This window comes from Pseudomonas sp. JY-Q (genome assembly GCF_001655295.1).
In the GTDB taxonomy this organism is placed as follows: Bacteria; Pseudomonadota; Gammaproteobacteria; order Pseudomonadales; family Pseudomonadaceae; genus Aquipseudomonas; species Aquipseudomonas alloputida.
The window spans coordinates 3,134,908-3,153,953 of record NZ_CP011525.1 but is presented as its reverse complement, the minus strand read 5'-3'; the positions used below and the strand labels follow the sequence as shown (position 1 = coordinate 3,153,953).

21 protein-coding genes are annotated in these 19,046 nt (G+C 62.7%); 13 read left to right on the top strand and 8 right to left on the bottom strand.

Annotated elements, in window-relative coordinates:
* Positions 1-56: 56 nt before the first annotated feature.
* From AA098_RS14330 to AA098_RS14315, 4 genes are all read right to left on the bottom strand, one after another.
* Positions 57-749, bottom strand: coding sequence for a phosphoribosyltransferase (locus AA098_RS14330; protein WP_004374568.1), 693 nt, complete (start codon positions 747-749; stop codon positions 57-59).
* A 64-nt stretch (positions 750-813) separates the two neighbouring features.
* A complete protein-coding gene (locus AA098_RS14325; RefSeq protein ID WP_232435460.1) occupies positions 814-1,458 on the bottom strand; it encodes a hypothetical protein in 645 nt (214 codons plus the stop codon).
* 20 nt (positions 1,459-1,478) lie between these two features.
* On the bottom strand, positions 1,479-2,846 hold the full coding sequence (locus tag AA098_RS14320; RefSeq protein ID WP_004374564.1) for an MBL fold metallo-hydrolase RNA specificity domain-containing protein: 1,368 nt from the start codon (positions 2,844-2,846) through the stop codon (positions 1,479-1,481).
* Positions 2,837-3,763 carry a universal stress protein gene (locus AA098_RS14315; RefSeq protein WP_004577371.1) on the bottom strand — a complete coding sequence of 309 codons (927 nt, stop codon included), beginning with the start codon at positions 3,761-3,763 and terminating at the stop codon, positions 2,837-2,839. Before AA098_RS14315 ends, AA098_RS14320 begins: the two co-directional genes overlap by 10 nt.
* 182 nt (positions 3,764-3,945) lie before the next feature.
* Between AA098_RS14315 and AA098_RS14310 the strand changes: the two genes are divergently transcribed.
* Positions 3,946-4,494, top strand: a complete 549-nt coding sequence (locus AA098_RS14310) for a GNAT family N-acetyltransferase (RefSeq protein WP_047602802.1) — start codon at positions 3,946-3,948, stop codon at positions 4,492-4,494.
* Positions 4,495-4,523: 29 nt separating this feature from the next.
* On the opposite strand, the gene AA098_RS14305 is transcribed toward AA098_RS14310, so the two are convergent.
* Positions 4,524-5,450, bottom strand: coding sequence for a universal stress protein (locus tag AA098_RS14305; protein ID WP_004577372.1), 927 nt, complete (start codon positions 5,448-5,450; stop codon positions 4,524-4,526).
* 539 nt (positions 5,451-5,989) lie between these two features.
* Between AA098_RS14305 and fnrC the strand changes: the two genes are divergently transcribed.
* Both fnrC and AA098_RS14290 read left to right on the top strand, forming a co-directional pair.
* Positions 5,990-6,811 (top strand): Crp/Fnr family transcriptional regulator FnrC, encoded by an 822-nt coding sequence (gene fnrC, locus AA098_RS14295; RefSeq protein ID WP_004577374.1) that lies wholly within the window; start codon positions 5,990-5,992, stop codon positions 6,809-6,811.
* Entirely contained in the window at positions 6,796-8,034 is a 1,239-nt protein-coding gene (locus AA098_RS14290) for a DUF4010 domain-containing protein (RefSeq protein ID WP_054888296.1), read from the top strand. The genes fnrC and AA098_RS14290 overlap by 16 nt, the downstream gene beginning before the upstream one ends.
* Before the next feature lie 39 nt (positions 8,035-8,073).
* Here the strand turns inward: AA098_RS14290 and paaX are convergent, their stop codons facing one another.
* The 3 genes from paaX to AA098_RS29230 all read right to left on the bottom strand — a co-directional run bounded on the left by paaX (position 8,074) and on the right by AA098_RS29230 (position 9,883).
* Positions 8,074-8,997 (bottom strand): phenylacetic acid degradation operon negative regulatory protein PaaX, encoded by a 924-nt coding sequence (paaX, locus tag AA098_RS14285; protein WP_004374548.1) that lies wholly within the window; start codon positions 8,995-8,997, stop codon positions 8,074-8,076.
* 77 nt (positions 8,998-9,074) lie between these two features.
* Positions 9,075-9,674 carry a phenylacetic acid degradation protein PaaY gene (paaY, locus tag AA098_RS14280; protein ID WP_004374546.1) on the bottom strand — a complete coding sequence of 200 codons (600 nt, stop codon included), beginning with the start codon at positions 9,672-9,674 and terminating at the stop codon, positions 9,075-9,077.
* Positions 9,647-9,883, bottom strand: coding sequence for a hypothetical protein (locus AA098_RS29230; RefSeq protein WP_140400497.1), 237 nt, complete (start codon positions 9,881-9,883; stop codon positions 9,647-9,649). The genes paaY and AA098_RS29230 overlap by 28 nt, the downstream gene beginning before the upstream one ends.
* Positions 9,884-10,020: 137 nt before the next feature.
* On the opposite strand from AA098_RS29230, the gene paaF reads away from it, so the two are divergent.
* The 10 genes from paaF to paaD all read left to right on the top strand — a co-directional run bounded on the left by paaF (position 10,021) and on the right by paaD (position 19,034).
* Positions 10,021-10,794, top strand: coding sequence for a 2,3-dehydroadipyl-CoA hydratase PaaF (gene paaF / locus AA098_RS14275; protein WP_004577376.1), 774 nt, complete (start codon positions 10,021-10,023; stop codon positions 10,792-10,794).
* Between the two features lie 34 nt (positions 10,795-10,828).
* Entirely contained in the window at positions 10,829-11,620 is a 792-nt protein-coding gene (gene paaG, locus AA098_RS14270) for a 2-(1,2-epoxy-1,2-dihydrophenyl)acetyl-CoA isomerase PaaG (RefSeq protein WP_004374541.1), read from the top strand.
* 2 nt (positions 11,621-11,622) lie between these two features.
* On the top strand, positions 11,623-13,140 hold the full coding sequence (gene paaH, locus AA098_RS14265; protein WP_064614453.1) for a 3-hydroxyacyl-CoA dehydrogenase PaaH: 1,518 nt from the start codon (positions 11,623-11,625) through the stop codon (positions 13,138-13,140).
* Positions 13,133-13,573 (top strand): hydroxyphenylacetyl-CoA thioesterase PaaI, encoded by a 441-nt coding sequence (paaI, locus tag AA098_RS14260; protein ID WP_012052299.1) that lies wholly within the window; start codon positions 13,133-13,135, stop codon positions 13,571-13,573. Before paaH ends, paaI begins: the two co-directional genes overlap by 8 nt.
* Complete coding sequence (gene pcaF / locus AA098_RS14255) at positions 13,566-14,786, top strand: 3-oxoadipyl-CoA thiolase (RefSeq protein ID WP_004374536.1); 1,221 nt, start codon at positions 13,566-13,568, stop codon at positions 14,784-14,786. The genes paaI and pcaF overlap by 8 nt, the downstream gene beginning before the upstream one ends.
* A 121-nt stretch (positions 14,787-14,907) precedes the next feature.
* Positions 14,908-16,227, top strand: coding sequence for a phenylacetate--CoA ligase PaaK (gene paaK, locus AA098_RS14250; RefSeq protein WP_064615197.1), 1,320 nt, complete (start codon positions 14,908-14,910; stop codon positions 16,225-16,227).
* A gap of 223 nt (positions 16,228-16,450) precedes the next feature.
* Positions 16,451-17,440, top strand: coding sequence for a 1,2-phenylacetyl-CoA epoxidase subunit PaaA (gene paaA / locus AA098_RS14245; protein WP_060537305.1), 990 nt, complete (start codon positions 16,451-16,453; stop codon positions 17,438-17,440).
* A gap of 25 nt (positions 17,441-17,465) precedes the next feature.
* Positions 17,466-17,747 (top strand): 1,2-phenylacetyl-CoA epoxidase subunit PaaB, encoded by a 282-nt coding sequence (gene paaB / locus AA098_RS14240; RefSeq protein WP_004374528.1) that lies wholly within the window; start codon positions 17,466-17,468, stop codon positions 17,745-17,747.
* A gap of 8 nt (positions 17,748-17,755) precedes the next feature.
* Positions 17,756-18,514 (top strand): 1,2-phenylacetyl-CoA epoxidase subunit PaaC, encoded by a 759-nt coding sequence (paaC, locus tag AA098_RS14235; protein WP_047602810.1) that lies wholly within the window; start codon positions 17,756-17,758, stop codon positions 18,512-18,514.
* On the top strand, positions 18,501-19,034 hold the full coding sequence (gene paaD, locus AA098_RS14230; protein WP_004577381.1) for a 1,2-phenylacetyl-CoA epoxidase subunit PaaD: 534 nt from the start codon (positions 18,501-18,503) through the stop codon (positions 19,032-19,034). The genes paaC and paaD overlap by 14 nt, the downstream gene beginning before the upstream one ends.
* The last annotated feature ends 12 nt before the right edge of the window (positions 19,035-19,046 follow it).

Genomic DNA, 19,046 nt, shown 5'->3' with positions numbered 1-19,046 from the left:
AAGCCGATGCGCAACTTGCCAGCTTCATCGTCTGCGTGCGAACTTCACCCCTGCGCTCAGTCATGGGGGGCACTCCGGCAAAGTGCTTGCTGATCAGCTTGCCCCATGAGCGTCATGACTTCCTCGTCCGACGTCTGCGGGAAATCCTGGTACCAATAGCCAACCGAGACCATCCGCTCAGGCACACGCGGGCACACCAGCTCATCCACTTCACCGTACAGCGCTTCGAGCGTTTCTGGCGGTGCGACCGGGACGGCGACGACGATCCGCGCCGGTGACTGGGCTCGTGCAGCCTGTATCGCCGCCCTCATCGTGGCACCGGTCGCCAGGCCGTCATCAACGAGAATCACCACCTGATCCTTGAGTTGCTGGGCTGGCCGCCCTCCCCGGTAAGCCCGCTCGCGCCGCGCCAGTTCCTCGGTTTCCCTGGCAACCACGGCGTCGAACACCGCGCGATCTACCGGATAGGCCCGCAACATGTCGTCATTGAGGAAGGTTACTCCGCCGCTGGCTATCGCCCCCATGGCGAACTCGGGTTGAAACGGCATACCGAGCTTGCGCACCATCAGCAGGTCCAGGCGAACGTTGAGGGCAGTCGCGACTTCATAGGCCACCGGAACACCACCACGCGGCAGTGCAAGCACGATCACGTCGGGCCTGCCGGCATACCGGGCCAGTGGCTCTACCAGGCAACGTCCAGCCTGGGTACGGTCGACAAACACAGTTGGCAAGGCAAGATCATGGGACATGAACACCTCCCGCGCCGCGATGGGCGCCGGTCGTTTCAGCTGCCGATGGGAGCCGTTGATGGCTTCAAGGCGTGGCTGCACGCCCCGCCTCGGGCAGCAGGTCGAACTGCGCGAGGCAACGCTGCTCATCAGCGGGAGTCAGCGCCTTCAGACCGCTCACTTCCTGCATGGGCGTTTCGAACAGGGCCAGGCGCAGCACCCCATTGCGCTCCAGAAAGGTCTGTGCCAGGCACGTGCACACGGGTTTGCCGACCAGCGCAGCGAGCTTGTCATCCTCAGGCACCTCCACCTGGGCCTGCAGGTTGGCCGTGCAATTCTCCACGATCTGCGCCACGGAGCGCCCCGCCAGCCACACGGTGCCAGCACCGAGTAGGACCAGGAGCAGCAACACGCTTATCAACGTGTTCGATTCCCGGGTGATTGAACGCAGCAACGCCAGCCTGGCCTGCCAACCCGTCTGCTGGCCATTGAAAATGGCCTTGCCGACCGTGCGCTTGACGCCCCGCTGCACCGCCCACCCCAGCGCGACACTCAACGCCAGCAGGCCAAGGAGTACCGCCGGATCACGCATGGGCATGCGCCAGCTAGCGCTTAAGGCGCGATAGACGGACGCGGCGACGAGTAAAGCGACGATGGTCACGATCCAACCCAGGCTGCCCCTGGGCCTGTGCAACCAGGCCCGCAGTTTCGCCCTTGCTTGTGTACTCATGATTCACCTCCCGCGCCCGGCTAGCGCACAGGGTCGATGGCAACCGTTTCCTGATACTCAGGCACGCACACCTGCCAGCCGAGTTCGAGGCTGATTCGCCGCCGTAAGGTGTCGGCAGCGTGTGGCTCACCATGAATGACATAGGTCTGACGGGGTGGCCGGGTGAACCCGCGCAACCATTCCATGATTTCATCGGCATCGGCGTGCGCAGAAAGATTCTCCATCGCATGCACCTGTGCACGGATGGGCACATCCTCGCCGTGCAACCGCACACTGTGGGCGCCCGCGACGATATCGGCACCCCGCGTCCCCCCGGCTTGAAAGCCCGAGAACAGGATGCTGTTGCGTGGGTTGGGGGCCAGCGCCTTCAGGTGGTGAAGCACCCGTCCGCCGGTCGCCATGCCACTGGCGGCGATGATCACTGCGGGCTCGCGCAGCTGGTCCAGGTGCCTGGACTCATCGACTGTCCGGACGATGTGCGTGCCTCTGCACATGGCGGCGCACTCGGCTGCGGTCAGCCGATGTTCACTGCGGTACTGCTGGTACAAGGCGGTGGCGTCGGTGGCCATCGGGCTGTTCAGGTAGACCGGGACATCAGGGATCAACCGGTCGCGCTTGAGCGTGTACAGGTAATACATGAGCAGTTGGGCACGGCCGACGGCGAACGAGGGTACCAGGGTAATGCCGTGGCGCAGGAGCGTTTCGTTGATGACCTTGGCCAGGTACTGCTCGGTCGATTCGGCGGGATGCTGGCGGTCCCCATAGGTAGACTCGATCAACAGCACGTCCGCCGTCCTGACCAGCTCAGGCGCACGCATGATCGGATCCTGAGGGCGGCCGAGGTCACCCGAAAACAGCACGGTCTGCCCTTCGGCGCTGATCTGGACCGTGGCTGCCCCCAGAATATGTCCGGCGGTACGCAACAGTAGCTCCATGCCCTCTGCGATCATGGTCACCTGATGTAACGCCACGGGCCGAAACAGTGCCAGGGCACGTTTGGCATCCTGCTCGGTATAGAGCGGTTGCGCCGGCGCATGCTTGGAGTAACCGTGGCGATTGGCATGTTCGGCCTGCTCTTCCTGCAGCCGTGCACTGTCGAGCAGGAGGATTTCCGCCAAGGCGCACGTCGCCGGCGTGGCGTAGATCGGCCCGCGGTAGCCTTCCCGAACCAGCACCGGTAGATAACCACTGTGGTCAAGGTGGGCGTGGGTCAGCACCACCGCATCAAGCGCCCGCAGCGCCGGGGGCAGTGGCTGCCAGTTGCGCAGGCGCAGTTGCTTGAAACCCTGGAAGAGTCCGCAGTCGACCAATACCCGCGTGCTGTCACGGGTCAACAGGAATTTGCTGCCGGTCACGGTGCCGGTGCCGCCAAGAAATGTCAGTTGCATGGCCAAGGCTCCCAACTTTCGGCTATTTGGGGATGAACGGCGAGCACGCTGCACGGTGGGCGGCTGACGATACGCTCGGTGGTGTCTCCCAACAGTTTGTCTAGGCCTTTGGGTTGCACCACGCCCATCACCACCGCGTCGATGTCCAGGGCCGCGACCTGTTCACGGATCACCTGTACCGGGCCTCCTTCCATGAAATGTCGGCGGTCAGGCGCGACGCCTTCGGCATCGGCCAGCGCTTCGAAAGGTTCCTGCAGTGCCTCGCGCATCTCGTCGATCCACGCCTGGGTGACATTCATGTCCGAGGCAAATACCCCTGCCAGGTTGTAGGCCGATAGCAGATGCAGGTGCGCGTCACACTGCAACGCCAGCGCCTGGGCAGCACGAACCAGACCACGATTGAAGCACGCCTGAACGGCAGGCGTCTCACTGAACGCCGTATCCACTGCGACCAGCACACGCCGCGGCAATGAGATGGCCCCCGCCGGCACGAAATGGCTGACGCCTTTGAAACCTCGCATCAGCGCACAATCCAGTGGGGTGCCGAACACGCGCACCAGGGCCGACGCGGCTTCGCTGTCCTTGATGACCATATCGGGCTGCAGTTCACTGATGTAATCGATCGCCTGGCTGCGGATATCCTCCGCATTCAGGCTGTCGACCGTCAGCGTTATACCGCTGCCGCGATGCCGCTCTACCAATCCCGTCAACTGAGCGCGATAGTGCTCGTACTGGCGCTTGATATCGGCCTCGTTCAGCCGCTCTTCGCGCAGAAGGTGCTCCTCGCTTGGCTCGAACAAGCCCAGTACATGCACGCTGGCGCCGCTGACATGCGCCAAGGCAAGGGCTCTGCGCAAAGCGGCGGAATGCGGTTCTACCTCGGTCAGCAGCACCAGCAATTGTCGATATTGCCCCATGGTGAACCTCCGCGCTTTCGTGAGTGGGTGTGATGCTGACGATATTCCGCGCGCAGGATCGCTGCTGCTTGATGCAGATCAGAAAACCGCTACCCAGGCTGAACTTGATGATTGTCAGAACCGAAACGGCCCGCCACGTTAAAACGGCTGCACCAGGTACTGATCAAGCAACGGGAGGCGTCATGAACGGGCAGCAAACAGCACAGCCACAGACCTGCGAACACTGGGTCGAAAACCTCGAGGACGGTTCGGCGGTGCTGATCCGCCCACTGCGCGAAGAAGACCGCGAACGGGACAAGCGTTTTCTGAGCACCATCGCTTATGAATCACGGCGTTTTCGTTTCATTGCTGGGCTCAGCGGCGGCTTGCCTAGCTTGGACACGCAAGACATGCCCGTGGACTATCACCAGCGCATGGCCTATGTCGCCTTGGTTCATGTAGACGGTCAATTGCAACAAATCGGCGTCAGCCGCTATGCAGGCATACCTGGTAGTCCGCGGTGCGAATGTGCAGTGGCGGTCAGCGAAGACTGGCAGCGCAAGGGGTTGGGCAAGCGCCTGATGCAACACCTGATTGAAGCCGCACGGCGCAATGGCTTTCAGTGCATGGTCTCCAGGGATCTGGCCAGCAACTATGCCATGCACCGGCTGGTCAAGGCACTGGGCTTCACCTCACGCTACCCTGGCGGCGATGTGAGCGAGATCCTGCACGAACTTGACCTGCGGCCTTGAAAAAACAAGGCCCTTGCGGGCCTTGTGCTTCAGCCTTTGGAGCGCTCTGGAGAAATCACCAGCACACTGCTGGACAACCGATGCAAAACGCGCTCGGCAGTACTGCCGATGAACCAGCCGATGCCATGGTGGTGATAGCTGCCCATGACCAGCACGTCGATATCATTGTTATCCATGAACATGGCCAGGGCCTTTGCCGGGTCGCCGATGCGCATATGGCGGTGTTCGACGGCGATCCCGTTGCGTTCGGCAAGCTCTTGGAAGGCAGCGCTCTGAACGTCATGCAAGGTCTGGGCACGGTTCGAATCGAACAGGAACGAATGTTCCCGGCTGCCGCCGGCGTCCAGGTACATGGAACCCAGGTCGTAGGTGTACAGCAATTCGATCTGGGCATTGCACTGCAAGGTCAGCTTCAGCGCTTCGCTGATGATCTGGTCGTTGAAACCTTCAAACTGATCCTCAGGCCTGGACAGGTCCACCGCCGCCAGAATCCTGCGTGGCAACGCATGGCTCGCCTTGTGTACCAAGTGCAAGGGTATTCGCGTTTCGCGCAGCAGCTGGATATCCAGCGAGGTGAACATTGCGCGCATCCACCAAGGCTCATGCTCGAGCTCTTTGATCAGCATGGCAAACGGTTGCTCACGCAAGTGAATCAGGATCTCATTCAAGGGCTGCTGCACCCACACCACCTCGGTTGTGACGGTGACACCATTGCGCCGCATCGGCAACGCCTGGGTTTCCAGCCATGCCCGGTGCTGCTGCACGTAACCCTCGCGCATGACTGCGAGCGCTTGATCATTCACCAAGCCCGCCGTGGCAAGCCCTTCCACGTAGTCGAAAGCGACGATGTGCAGCGCCATCCCCTTGGCCTTGGCCAGCGCAGCGGCCCGGTCATAGGCCGGGGTTCGGCGCATCAGGGGGGAGGCGATCAGCAGCAGTCTTTGCGGAGTTTCCATGGCACACCTCTGAGGTTGCAATACGTAGGTAAAGCATCTGCCACCTACGTGTTGCGAACTTGATGTTTATCAACTGGAGGCACCTACCGACCAGTGGCATTGCCCATGGCGCAAGAACTTGACGCGGATCAATACCTCGGGACTTCGCCGGCGCACCCTGTACCCAGATCACAGCCACTTCAGGCCCCGCAGGCGTGCCATGGCGACACCGCCCTGAGTTTCACCTGCACTGCCGGCAGGGACGCCTTCATTCTGCATTGTCTACCGATACATGCTTTGGAGGCCCTGATGAACGTTTACGTGGAGAAGAACACAGAGCAGGGACGCTGTTGGGTACACATGGATGACTGGCGGGTGGGTTTCAGGACGGCTGCCGAAGCCGAGCGGTTTGTCGAACGGCTTACAAGCCGCCTCAATGCCCCCCACTCGCGTGACATGCTTGCTGATTGGTCGCCCCATGCTGGCGTGACCGTGGAGCTCGGTGCGCGTCATGGCGCAGGGGCCCAAAGCGGCCTCCAAAATGCGAAGGAGGCCTGAAAATGCCTGGCCAGCTGAAGGTCACCCTGCTCGACTCACCCAACGCATTGTCCAAGGCAAACCCTATTCACCTGAAACCGCTGGTGAACCACTGCATGGATTGCCGGGTCAGCGGTCTGTGCCTCCCCACGGGTCTGCCGGTTGACGACAACAGCTGCCTGGGCGCGTTGATAGGCCCACGCATGCGCATTCGCAAGGGTGCCGCGCTGTTCAATGCCAACGATCCGCTGTCCATGCTCTATGCCGTACGTTGCGGCAGTTTCAAGACCAGCCTGAACACCGCCGAGGGGCAAGGCGTGGTGATCAACTTCTGGATGCCGGGCGATGTACTCGGCCTCGATGCCATTGCCACAGAGCACCATGTCTGTGACGCCATTGCCCTGGAAGACAGCGAAGTCTGCCCCGTCCCCTATCGTCGCTTGCAAACCCTGGCGCGTGAGTTTCCGGAGCTGCAGCAGAGCCTTAATCGCTTGATGAGCCGCGAGATCGTGCGTGAGCACGGGCGCGTGCTGATGCTGTGCAACCTGACAGCAGAACAGCGGCTGGCCAGCTTCCTGGTGGGGCTCTCCAGACGCTTCGTCAGCCGCGGTTACTCTGCGCATGGCTTCATGTTGCGCATGTCTCGTGAAGACATGGCTTCGTACCTGGGGTTACGCCTGGAAACCGTGTGCCGATCCGTCGCCCGTCTTCGCGTGCTGGGTATCGTCGACCTGCATGGCAGATTGGTAGAAATTCTCGATATGCCTGCACTCATGGCACTGGAACAAGGTGGCGGGGAATGTGAGGTCAAGGTCCCGCTAAAGGCACCATGCTCGACGCCTTGAATGTTGGCCACGGCGCTGTGGCGCTGGGTATCGGCATGCTGGTGGGGCTGGAGCGCGAGCGTAAGAAGGGGCGTAACGAAGACCACGCGGCCGCCGGGCTCAGGACCTTCGCCATCACTGCATTGCTGGGCTACGTCAGCATGTTGCTGGCAGGTGCGGTGCTGGTCGCGGTTTCGAGTCTGGGCCTGGTGCTGATGCTCTGCATGCACTACCGCAGACATGCCGATAAAGACCCTGAAGTGACCAGTGAAATTGCCCTGCTGCTGGTGCTGACACTCGGAGCGCTTAGCCTTCATGAGCCTGAGCTCGCCGCAGCGGTGGGCGTGGTGCTCACCGTGCTGTTGGCGCTGCGACGCGAACTGCATCATTTCGTGCTGCAACAATTGAGCGAGGAAGAGCTGCGCGATGGCCTGATGTTGTCCACGGTGGCCTTGGTGGTACTGCCGCTGACACCGGACCAGTTTCTAGGCCCCTACAACATACTCAACCCGCGCACGATTTGTAACCTGGTGGTCTTGCTGATGGCCGTGGGTGCTTTAGGACACATCGTCATGCGCCTGATGGGGCCTCGCTATGGCCTGCCCTTGAGCGCGATCGCATCGGGCTTTGCTTCAAGTTCTGCCACCATTGCCCTGCTTGCGCACCGCGTCAGACAGCAAGGCGCTGCTGCCAGGCCATTTGCCGGCGCTGCCGTATTGTCCAATCTCGCCAGCATCACCCAATTTGCACTGGTGTTGAGCATCGTCGACCGTCGATTGCTCGACCCTTTCTGGTCATCGATTGCGCTGGGGGCACTGGTCACACTCGTGTATGGCGTGCTTCTGCTAGCACCTTGGCGTGCTGCTCATGGAGGATCCGCCACACATCCGGGCGATGGCGCGTTCAGTCTCTGGACAGCACTGGCGATCACCGCTGCGATAACCGGCATCGCCTTGTTCTCGGCATTTCTGCTTCAGCTTCTGGGCCCCAATGGCGTCAATCTCGCGGCTTTCGTCGGCGGCCTGGCCGATGCTCATGCGGCCACGGCCTCGATCGCCTCGTTGGTCGCTGCCGGACGAATCAGTGCGAATGAAATCGTCATACCGGGGTTGCTCGCATTGACGGGGAACACATTGAGCAAATGTGTTCTGGCCTTGAGCAACGGAGGTTTCAGCTTTTCGCGATACCTCATTCCAGGGCAACTGCTCATCCTGGGGGCAATGTGGTTGGGGTTGCTCCTGTAAGGACACAAGAACTGCCTGCTGGTAGTAGGTGACTTACCCTCAAGCCAACCCGCCAAAACGCTTGTAGAAACTCTCGCTCACATCCGGCAATGGGCCATCTGCTGTTTCCAGTGCTGCATTCAACCATTCTTCGGCTTTGGCAAACACCAGTCGGTAGAGGTTACGGCACAACTGCCGCGCAGCCCTTCCCTCCCAGTCCCCTGGCAGCAGTTCGTCAGGCAGTTGCGGGTCGCGCAGCAGCAGGCGGCGGTACTCGTGAATCAGCAGCGTGCGTGCCAGGAAGCAATCTTGAGCATCCAGCAACGGCTGCTCTTTCAAACCTTGCCACAGCGGCCTGAACAGCTGGATAAACTCACTGTATTGCTGCCCCAGTTCGTCGATACGCCAGCTTTCCCGCACCTGGGCGCGCATCGCCTTGGACGCGAGCACCTCCTGGGTGTGGGTGTCGAAGACGATACTGTCGTCGCCGGCCTCAAGGTCACGCAACGTGGCCACCAGGTCGGCACGGTCTGCCCGTGGGCAACCTAGCAGGTTCGGCGCCATGACACCAAACCCCTGCCACTCCAGCTCTTCACGCACGGCCTTGCGTTTACCCGCCTCGAGTTGCGACAGCAACACCAGCGTCCAGGCCCCGTCCCAGGCTGGCTGGCTTGGGCTATAGACGCGCTTGAAAGCTTTTTCGAAACGCCGACGGCCAGTGCCTGTCAGGCTGTAATAACTGCGTCGACCCACCTTTTCTGCAGTGAGCCAACCTTCTTTGGTCAGGCGAAAGATCGACGTGCGAATCAGCCGTTCATTGATGCCGATCGGTTCCAGCAGGTTGATCAGGCTACCGAGCCAGACTGTACCGCCGTGCGGCTCGATGGCATCGCCGTACAACGTGATGATCAGGGAACTGGCGCGGATCGGCGTCTGTTCCTGAAAACGGGTGATCAAGTGGTTCAGTGGGGCAAGAGTGCTCATGGGCGAACTGTGCGCGGATAAAGCACCGACTATACCTGTGCGGTGGGCCGCCTGGCCATTGCGTGTCGCTGCCAGGCTCATGCGCTCGCCTGGCCCTTGGGCCTGACCCCGGTGTCTTCCATGCGCGGGCGTCCCGGCTCTGCCTCGGCCAGCGGCGGGCATTCGACCATGCTGTTCATGCAGCGCTGCGCCAGGTGCTGGTACTCCGCCGTCCCGCGCTGTTTCCAGGCCAGCTCCTGATCGGTCAGTGGGCGTTTGACCTGGGCTGGCGACCCCATCACCAGGCTCTGCGCCGCGCATTCGAAGCCTGCCTTGACGAAGGCAGTGGCCGCGACAATGCAACGTGGTGCTACATGGGCGCCATCCATCACCACGGCGTTCATGCCGACCAACGCGTCTTCGCCCACTCGGCAGCCGTGCAGCACGGCGCCATGGCCGATGTGCCCGTTACGCTCTACTACGGTGTCGCCCCCCGGGAAACCGTGCATCACGCAGGTGTCCTGCAAGTTGGCACCCTCCTCCAGCACGATGCGGCCGAAATCGCCCCTGAGCGATGCCAGTGGGCCGATGTAGCAGCGGGGTCCAACGATGACGTCGCCGATCAGGACTGCACTGGGGTGCACGTAGGCTGTCGGGTGAACCACGGGCGTCAGGCCGTCCAGTCGATAGCAAGGCATGGCATCACTCCTGAAATGATTTGAAATTTCTTTCGATCTTGTATCAGAAGCTGTTTGGTCGTCAATCGTGTATCACTTGTGTTGATTTGATTCTGCCAGGCAAAAACCAGCGTTAAATACCAGAAAATAACCAGATGAACCGATTCTTCTGCAGGCATTGCTCTGCGGCTTTGGCCGCTGGAAAATAAAAAAGAGATACGCGAATACATTTTGAAACTTGCATTGACGTATCACATAGAGCATATACTGACCTCACCTGGTCGTGATCCCGCATTACGCCCCTGCAAACAATTCCAAAAAATGCCGGCCACGCGATGTGCCGTGCGTGCAGCCAGAGGAACCCGACATGCCGCGATATATCGATGTGCAGGCGCCCGAACACGGCGTTCAGCTCATTACCCTGCAACGGCCCGAGGCCTTGAATGCCCTGTGCACCGAGCTACTGGCAGAACTGGCTGCTGCGCTGCAGGCTGCCGGGGACGACGAGCATGTCCGGGCCACAGTGATTACCGGCAGTGCCAAAGCATTCGCCGCAGGCGCCGACATCCGCGAGATGGCTGATCGCGACCTGGTCGGCATCCTCAATGACCCGCGCGTAGCGCATTGGCAAAGCATCGCCGCATTCGCCAAACCGCTGATTGCCGCAGTCAACGGCTATGCCCTGGGTGGCGGCTGTGAACTGGCAATGTGCGCCGACATCGTCATCGCCGGTACCGACGCCCGTTTCGGCCAACCGGAAATCAACCTTGGCATCATCCCCGGTGCTGGCGGCACCCAGCGCCTGTTGCGTGCCGTCGGTAAGCCGTTGGCCATGCAGATGGTACTGACGGGGGAAGCCATCACTGCCCACCGCGCCCAGCAGGCCGGCCTGGTCAGCGAAATCACCCAGCCCGAACTCACCGTAGAACGCGCCATGCAGGTTGCCCGCAGCATCGCCGCCAAAGCGCCGCTGGCCGTGCGCCTGGCCAAGGAGGCGTTACTGAAGGCCGGTGATACCGACCTGGCCAGCGGCCTGCGCTTCGAGCGCCATGCCTTCACCCTGCTGGCTGGCACCGCCGACCGCGATGAAGGCATCCGCGCCTTCCAGGAAAAGCGCCAAGCCCGTTTCCAGGGGCGCTGATCATCATTCTCTCGACTGACGGAGCGAGTCTGTCATGACTTTCCAGCACATCCTGTTTTCCATCGAGGACGGCGTTGCCTTCCTTTCATTGAACCGCCCCGAGCAGCTGAACAGCTTCAATACGGCCATGCATCTGGAGGTGCGCGAAGCGCTCAAGCAAGTGCGCCAAAGCAGTGACGCGCGGGTGCTGCTGCTGACGGCTGAAGGCCGCGGCTTCTGCGCCGGGCAGGACCTGTCTGACCGCAACGTTGCCCCAGGCGCCGAAATGCCGGACCTGGGCCAATCGATCGACAAGTTCTACAACCCGCTGGTACGCACCCTGCGCGACCTGCCTTTGCCGGTGATCTGTGCGGTCAACGGCGTGGCGGCCGGTGCCGGTGCCAACATTCCCTTGGCCTGCGACCTGGTGCTGGCCGCCCGCTCGGCCAGTTTCATCCAGGCCTTCTGCAAGATCGGCCTGGTGCCGGACTCCGGTGGTACCTGGCTGCTGCCGCGCTTGGTCGGTATGGCCCGGGCCAAGGCGCTGGCCATGCTGGGCGAGCGCCTTGGCGCCGAACAGGCCGAGCAATGGGGGTTGATCCACCGCGTGGTGGATGATGCCGCGCTGCGTGACGAAGCCCTCACCCTCGCCCGCCAGCTCGCCGCCCAGCCCACCTACGGCCTGGCACTGATCAAGCGCAGCCTCAATGCCAGTTTCGACAACGGTTTTGAGGCGCAGCTGGAGCTGGAGCGCGACCTGCAGCGCCTGGCCGGGCGCAGCGAGGACTACCGCGAAGGCGTGAGCGCCTTCATGAACAAACGCACGCCAGCCTTCAAGGGGCGCTGAACATGGGCGCACTCGCAAGCAATGTGCAGGTGGCGGTGATCGGTGCCGGCGCCATGGGCGCCGGTATCGCCCAGGTCGCGGCCCAGGCCGGCCACCCCGTCAAACTCTACGACAACCGCCCGGGTGCTGCCGCCCAGGCGGTGACGGGTATCGATCGCCAACTGGCCCGGCTGGTGGACAAAGGAACGTTGCCGGCCGCTGAACGCGAAGCGATCAATGCCCGCCTGTGCCCGGTCGATACACTCGAAGCCTTGGCAGATGCCGGCCTGGTCATTGAAGCCATCGTCGAAAACCTGCAGGTGAAGCAGGCGTTGTTCGGCCAGCTCGAAACCCTGTGCGCAGCCGACTGTATCCTTGCCAGCAACACTTCGTCACTGTCCATCACCAGCCTCGCCGCTGGCCTTGAACGCCCGCAGCACCTGGTCGGTATGCACTTTTTCAACCCGGCACCGCTGATGGCGCTTGTCGAGGTGGTGTCGGGCCTGGCAACCGACCCGGCAGTGGCCGCACGCATCTACGCCACTGCCCAGGCCTGGGGCAAGCAGCCGGTCCATGCGCGCTCTACACCGGGTTTCATCGTCAACCGTGTAGCGCGGCCGTTCTATGCCGAAAGCCTGCGCCTGATGCAGGAAGGTGCCGCCGATTGCGCCAGCCTGGATGCGCTGATGCGTGACGCTGGCGGCTTTCGCATGGGGGCGTTCGAGCTGACCGACCTGATTGGCCATGACGTCAATTACGCTGTCACGTGTTCAGTATTCGATGCTTTCTATGGCGATTTCCGCTTCCAGCCTTCGCTGGTGCAGAAGGAACTGGTGGACGCCGGTCGCCTGGGGCGCAAGACCGGCCAAGGCTTCTATCGCTATGCCGAAGGCGTCGAGCGTCCGCAGCCGGCCGAACTGCACAGCCCCGCCTGCGCAGAGGCCTGCGTTGTCGAGGGCAACCTGGGGGTGATGCAGCCGCTGGTCGAGCGCCTTCGCCAAAGCGGCATTGCCGTGACCCAGCGCACCGGTAGTGGCTTGATTCAGGTGGGCGATGCCACCCTGGCCCTGTCCGATGGCCGCCTGGCCAGCCAGCGCGCCCGCGAAGACGGCCTGCGCAACCTTGTGCTGCTCGACCTGGCGCTGGACTACAGCAGCGCCACCCGCCTTGCCATCAGTTGGTTCGCCGATACCACTGACAGCGCCCGCGACCAAGCCGTAGCCTTGCTGCAGCGTGCCGGCCTGAAAGTGACCGGTGTCGCCGACCTGCCCGGCCTGGTGGTACTGCGCACCGTGGCAATGCTCGCCAACGAGGCCGCCGATGCGGTGCTTCAGGGCGTCGGCAGCGCCGCCGACATCGACCTGGCCATGCGCGCCGGCGTCAATTACCCCTGCGGCCCGCTGGCCTGGGCGGCGAACATCGGTATTGCCCATACCCTGCGCGTGCTCGACAACCTGCAGCGCAGCTACGGCGAGAGCCGCTACCGCCCTTCCCTGTTGTTGCGCCGCTGTGAAGCCAAAGGAGGCACCCTGCATGACTGAAGTGGAACTGGCACAAGCCTGTGCCGACGCCATGTACGCCCGCGACCCGGCCACTCAGGGCCTGGGCATCAGCCTGCTGGATGCCGGCCCAGGCCGGGCCAGCCTGCGCATGGCGGTACGTGCCGACATGATCCAGGGGCATGGCACCTGCCATGGCGGTTTCCTGTTCGCGTTGGCCGATTCGGCGTTCGCCTTCGCCTGCAATAGCTACGACCAGGCCACGGTGGCGCTGGGCTGCACCATCGACTACCTGGCCCCGGCACTGCGCGATGACGTGCTCACCGCCCACGCCAGCGAAGTCAGCCGCAAAGGCCGCACCGGCCTGTACGACGTGCGCATCGACAACCAGCGTGGTGAGCTGGTGGCGATGTTCCATGGCAAATCCTACAAAGTGCGCGGCACCGTGCTGGCGCAGGAGACGCAAGATGAATGAACCGACCCACGCCGATGCCTTGATCATCGACGCCGTGCGCACCCCCATTGGCCGCTATGCCGGGGCCCTGAGCAGCGTGCGCGCCGACGACCTGGCGGCCATCCCGCTCAAAGCCTTGATCCAGCGTCACCCCGAACTGGACTGGAAAGCCATTGATGACGTTATCTTCGGCTGTGCCAACCAGGCCGGCGAAGACAACCGCAACGTGGCCCACATGGCGAGCCTGCTGGCCGGGCTGCCACTCGAAGTACCAGGGACCACGATCAACCGCCTGTGCGGTTCCGGCCTGGATGCCATCGGCAATGCGGCACGTGCCCTGCGCTGCGGTGAAGCGGGGCTCATGCTGGCCGGTGGTGTGGAGTCCATGTCGCGTGCGCCGTTTGTGATGGGTAAGTCGGAACAGGCATTCGGCCGTGCGGCCGAGCTGTTCGACACCACCATCGGCTGGCGTTTCGTCAACCCGCTGATGAAGGCCGCCTACGGCATCGATTCGATGCCGGAAACCGCCGAAAACGTGGCTGAACAGTTCGGCATCTCGCGCGCCGATCAGGATGCCTTTGCCCTGCGCAGCCAGCACAAAGCCGCAGCAGCTCAGGCCCGCGGCCGCCTGGCGCGGGAAATCGTGCCGGTCGAAATCCCGCAACGCAAAGGCCCAGCCAAAGTGGTCGAGCATGACGAGCACCCGCGCGGCGACACGACCCTGGAGCAGCTGGCTCGGCTCGGGACGCCGTTTCGTGAAGGCGGCAGCGTAACGGCGGGTAATGCCTCCGGCGTGAATGACGGCGCTTGCGCCCTGCTGCTGGCCAACAGCGCCGCGGCCCGCCGCCATGGGTTGAAGGCCCGCGGTCGCATCGTCGGCATGGCGGTGGCCGGGGTTGAGCCCAGGCTGATGGGTATTGGTCCGGTGCCTGCGACCCGCAAGGTGCTGGCGCTCACCGGCCTGGCACTGGCTGACCTGGATGTCATCGAACTCAATGAGGCCTTTGCCGCCCAAGGGCTGGCCGTGTTGCGCGAACTGGGCCTGGCCGACGACGACCCACGCGTCAACCGCAACGGCGGCGCCATCGCCCTGGGCCATCCACTGGGCATGAGCGGTGCTCGATTGGTGACCACTGCCTTGCACGAGCTCGAAGAAACGGCCGGCCGCTACGCCCTGTGCACCATGTGCATCGGTGTAGGTCAAGGCATCGCCATGATCATCGAGCGCCTCTGAGCGGTTCGGGCCCTGCGCTTGTTACCGAACTGAACGCAGCCGTATATGCTGCCTCCATGACACTCACCGCGTGGCCTGCAACCGCTGGCGCGCGGCGTACAAGAACAATTCGAGTGAAGCCATGAACATGTACCATGATGCCGATCGTGCCCTGCTGGACCCGATGGAAACCGCCAGCGTCGACGCCCTGCGCCAGCACCAGCTGGAGCGTCTGCGTTGGAGCCTGAAGCACGCCTACGACAATGTGCCGCTGTACCGCCAGCGCTTTGCCGAGTGCGGCGCCCACCCCGATGACCTCAAGTGCCTGGAAGACCTGGCGAAGTTCCCCTTCACCGGCAAGAACGACCTGCGCGACAACTACCCCTACGGCATGTTCGCCGTGCCCCAGGAAGAAGTGGTGCGCCTGCATGCCTCCAGTGGCACCACCGGCAAGCCGACGGTGGTCGGCTACACCCAGAACGATATCGACACCTGGGCCAATGTGGTTGCCCGTTCGATTCGTGCGGCCGGCGGGCGCAAAGGTGACAAGGTGCATGTGTCCTACGGCTACGGGCTGTTCACCGGCGGGCTCGGCGCGCACTACGGCGCCGAGCGCCTGGGCTGCACCGTGATCCCCATGTCCGGTGGCCAGACCGAAAAGCAGGTGCAGCTGATTCGCGACTTCCAGCCCGACATCATCATGGTCACCCCGTCCTACATGCTCAACCTGGCTGATGAAATCGAGCGCCAGGGCATCGACCCCCACCACCTCAAGCTGCGCCTGGGCATTTTTGGTGCCGAGCCGTGGACCGACGAGCTGCGCCGTTCAATTGAGCAGCGCCTGGGCATCAATGCCCTCGATATCTATGGCCTGTCGGAGATCATGGGCCCCGGCGTGGCGATGGAGTGCATCGAGACCAAAGACGGCCCGACCATCTGGGAAGACCACTTCTATCCCGAGATCATCGACCCTGCCACCGGCGAGGTACTGCCGGATGGCCAGCTGGGCGAGCTGGTATTCACCTCGCTGAGCAAAGAGGCATTGCCGATGGTGCGCTACCGCACCCGTGACCTCACCCGGCTGCTGCCCGGCACCGCTCGGCCAATGCGGCGGATCGGCAAGATCACCGGCCGCAGTGACGACATGCTGATCATTCGCGGGGTCAATGTGTTCCCGACCCAGATCGAGGAACAGGTCCTAAAAATAAAACAGCTTTCAGAGCTGTATGAGATCCATCTGTATCGCAATTGGAACCTGGACAGTGTCCAAGTGCATGTGGAACTGCGCGCAGAGTGCCAGCACCTTGACGAAGGCCAGCGCAAGCTGGTCGTCGGGGAGTTGACCAAACAGATCAAGACTTACATCGGCATCAGCACCCAGGTGCACCTGCAACCCTGCGGCACGCTCAAGCGCTCCGAGGGCAAGGCGTGCCATGTGTTCGACAAACGGTTGGCCAGCTGACCCAATCGGCTGCCATTTCGGCCCCGGCATTGCCCGGGGCCTTTTTTTTGCCTGCGTTCCCTCGGGCACGCGATGCAGGCGCAGCCTTGTGCCGAGAGTGGGCTGCAACAGCCCCTTGGCCGGCAATGTGATACACAAATATTACTTGATACACATAAATGTGTTTGACGTTATGTTTTGTATCGCTTACAAATGACTCATGCCTTAGCAGGAGTCGCAGCACATGTACGCACAGCTAGTGGAAACCGGAGTCAAGCGCGTCAAGACGCTGGAAGAAATGTCCCCCGAGGAACGCAACTTCCAGGAAAAGATCGACGCCGAAATCAAGATCGAAGCCAAGAACTGGATGCCCGAGGCCTACCGCCAGACCCTCATCCGGCAGATCTCCCAGCACGCCCACTCTGAAATCGTCGGCATGCTGCCCGAAGGCAACTGGGTTACCCGTGCCCCAAGCCTCAAGCGCAAACTGCAGCTGATGGCCAAGATTCAGGACGAAGCCGGTCACGGCCTGTACCTGTACAGCGCCATGGAAACCCTGGGGGCTGACCGCGACGAAGAGATCGACAAACTGCACAGCGGCAAGGCCAAGTACTCGAGCATCTTCAACTACCCCACCCTCAGCTGGGCCGACATGGGCGCTGTGGGCTGGCTGGTGGATGGCGCCGCCATCGTCAATCAGGTGGTGCTGCAGCGCACCTCTTACGGCCCCTACTCCCGCGCGATGATCCGTATCTGCAAGGAAGAGAGCTTCCACCAGCGCCAGGGCTACGAAATGCTCCTGACCATGATGCGCCAGGGCACCCAAGCCCAGCGCGACATGGTTCAGGACGCCATCAACCGCCTGTGGTGGCCGGCGCTGATGATGTTCGGCCCGAGCGATGAACACTCGCCCAACAGCGCCCAGTCGATGGCCTGGAAGATCAAGCGCCAGACCAACGACGAACTGCGCCAGCGCTTCATCGACCAGACCGTGCCGCAGTTGGAGCTGCTTGGCTGCACTGCGCCTGACCCTGAGCTGAAGTGGAACGCCGAGCGCGGCCACTACGACTTTGGCGAAATCCAGTGGGACGAGTTCTACGAAGTGATCAAGGGCAATGGCCCGTGCAACCTGGAACGTGTCGCCACCCGGCGCAAGGCCACCGAGGATGGCGCCTGGGTACGCGAGGCCGCCGTGGCCTATGCGCGCAAGCAACAGAACAAGAACGCCGCCTGAGCGGCGATTGATGCGGAGATCGAAAATGTCTGTCTGGACCCTCTACGAAGTGTTCGTGCGCAGCAAGCACGGCCTTAACCACAAGCATGTCGGCAGCGTGCACGCCGCCGATGCCGCCATGGCCATCGAGAACGCCCGCGAGCTCTACACCCGCCGTAGCGAAGGTGTGAGCCTGTGGGTGGTGCCTTCGGCGCTGATCACCGCCTCCTCCCCCGATGAGAAAGACCCGCTGTTCGCCCCCTCGGACGACAAGGTCTATCGCCATGCCAGCTTCTACGAGCTGCCCGACGAAGTCGGACACATGTGAGGTGGGCCATGCATAAAGAAGCCCTTATCCCCTATCTGCTGTTGCTCGGCGACAGCGCCCTGGTCCAGGGCCAGCGCCTCTGTGAGTGGTGTGGCCGCGCCCCGGCCATCGAGGAAGAGCTGGCCCTGATGAACGTCGGCCTCGATCTGGTCGGCCAGGCCCGCAACTGGCTGGAGTATGCCGCCGAGCTACTCGACGATGGCCGGGATGCCGATGCCCTGGCGTTCCGCCGTGACGAGCGCGCCTACCGCAACCTGCTGCTGGTTGAGCAACCCAACGGTGATTTTGCCGTGACCATGACCAAGCAGTTCCTTTACGACGCGTGGCACTTCGCCGTGCTGCAGGAGCTGGTCGAGTCCAGCGACGCGCGAATCGCCGGGATTGCCGCCAAGGCCCTGAAGGAAGTCACCTACCACCTGCGCCGGTCCAGCGAATGGGTACAACGCCTGGGCGGTGGTACCGATGCCAGCCGCCAGCGCATGCTTGCCGCTATCCCGGTGCTGTGGCGCTTCACCGTTGAACTCACCGCTGGCAGCGACAACGAAGTCCGTCTGGCCGAATGCGGTATCGGCGCCGATCCAGCTACCGTCGGCGCCACCTGGCTGAAGCAGGTCACCGCGACGTTTGCTTCGGTCGAACTGCCGCTGCCCAAGGCCGCCAGCCACTTCTACCTGGATGGCCGCAAAGGCCTGCACACCGAGCATCTGGGCCTGCTGCTGGCCGAAATGCAGTTCCTGCCAAGGGCCTACCCCGATGCAACCTGGTGAACTGATTGCCGGCGACCGCGGCGCGCGGGCACAGCAAGGCGACGACCTGGCTCGTGCCTGGGCGGTATTGGGCCAGGTCATGGACCCTGAAGTGCCGGTGGTCAGCGTGGTCGACCTGGGGATCGTGCGCGATGTCGATTGGCGCGCCGGCCACCTGCACCTGGTGGTCACCCCGACCTACTCTGGCTGCCCGGCCACCGAAGTCATCGAAGGGGATATCCGCCAGGCGCTGGAACAGGCCGGTTTCACCGCGCCAGACCTGGAGCGCCGGCTGACCCCGGCCTGGAGCACCGACTGGATCAGCGAACTGGGCCGCGAGCGCCTGCGCGCATATGGCATTGCGCCGCCGCAAGGCAGCGCCAGCAAGCGCAGCCTGCTCGGCGAAGCCCCCCAGGTGTGCTGCCCGCAATGCGGCAGCGCCCATACCGAATTGCTCAGCCAGTTCGGCTCCACGGCCTGCAAGGCGCTGTACCGCTGCCGCGAGTGCCTGGAGCCATTCGACTATTTCAAATGCATTTGAGCCGTGGAGACC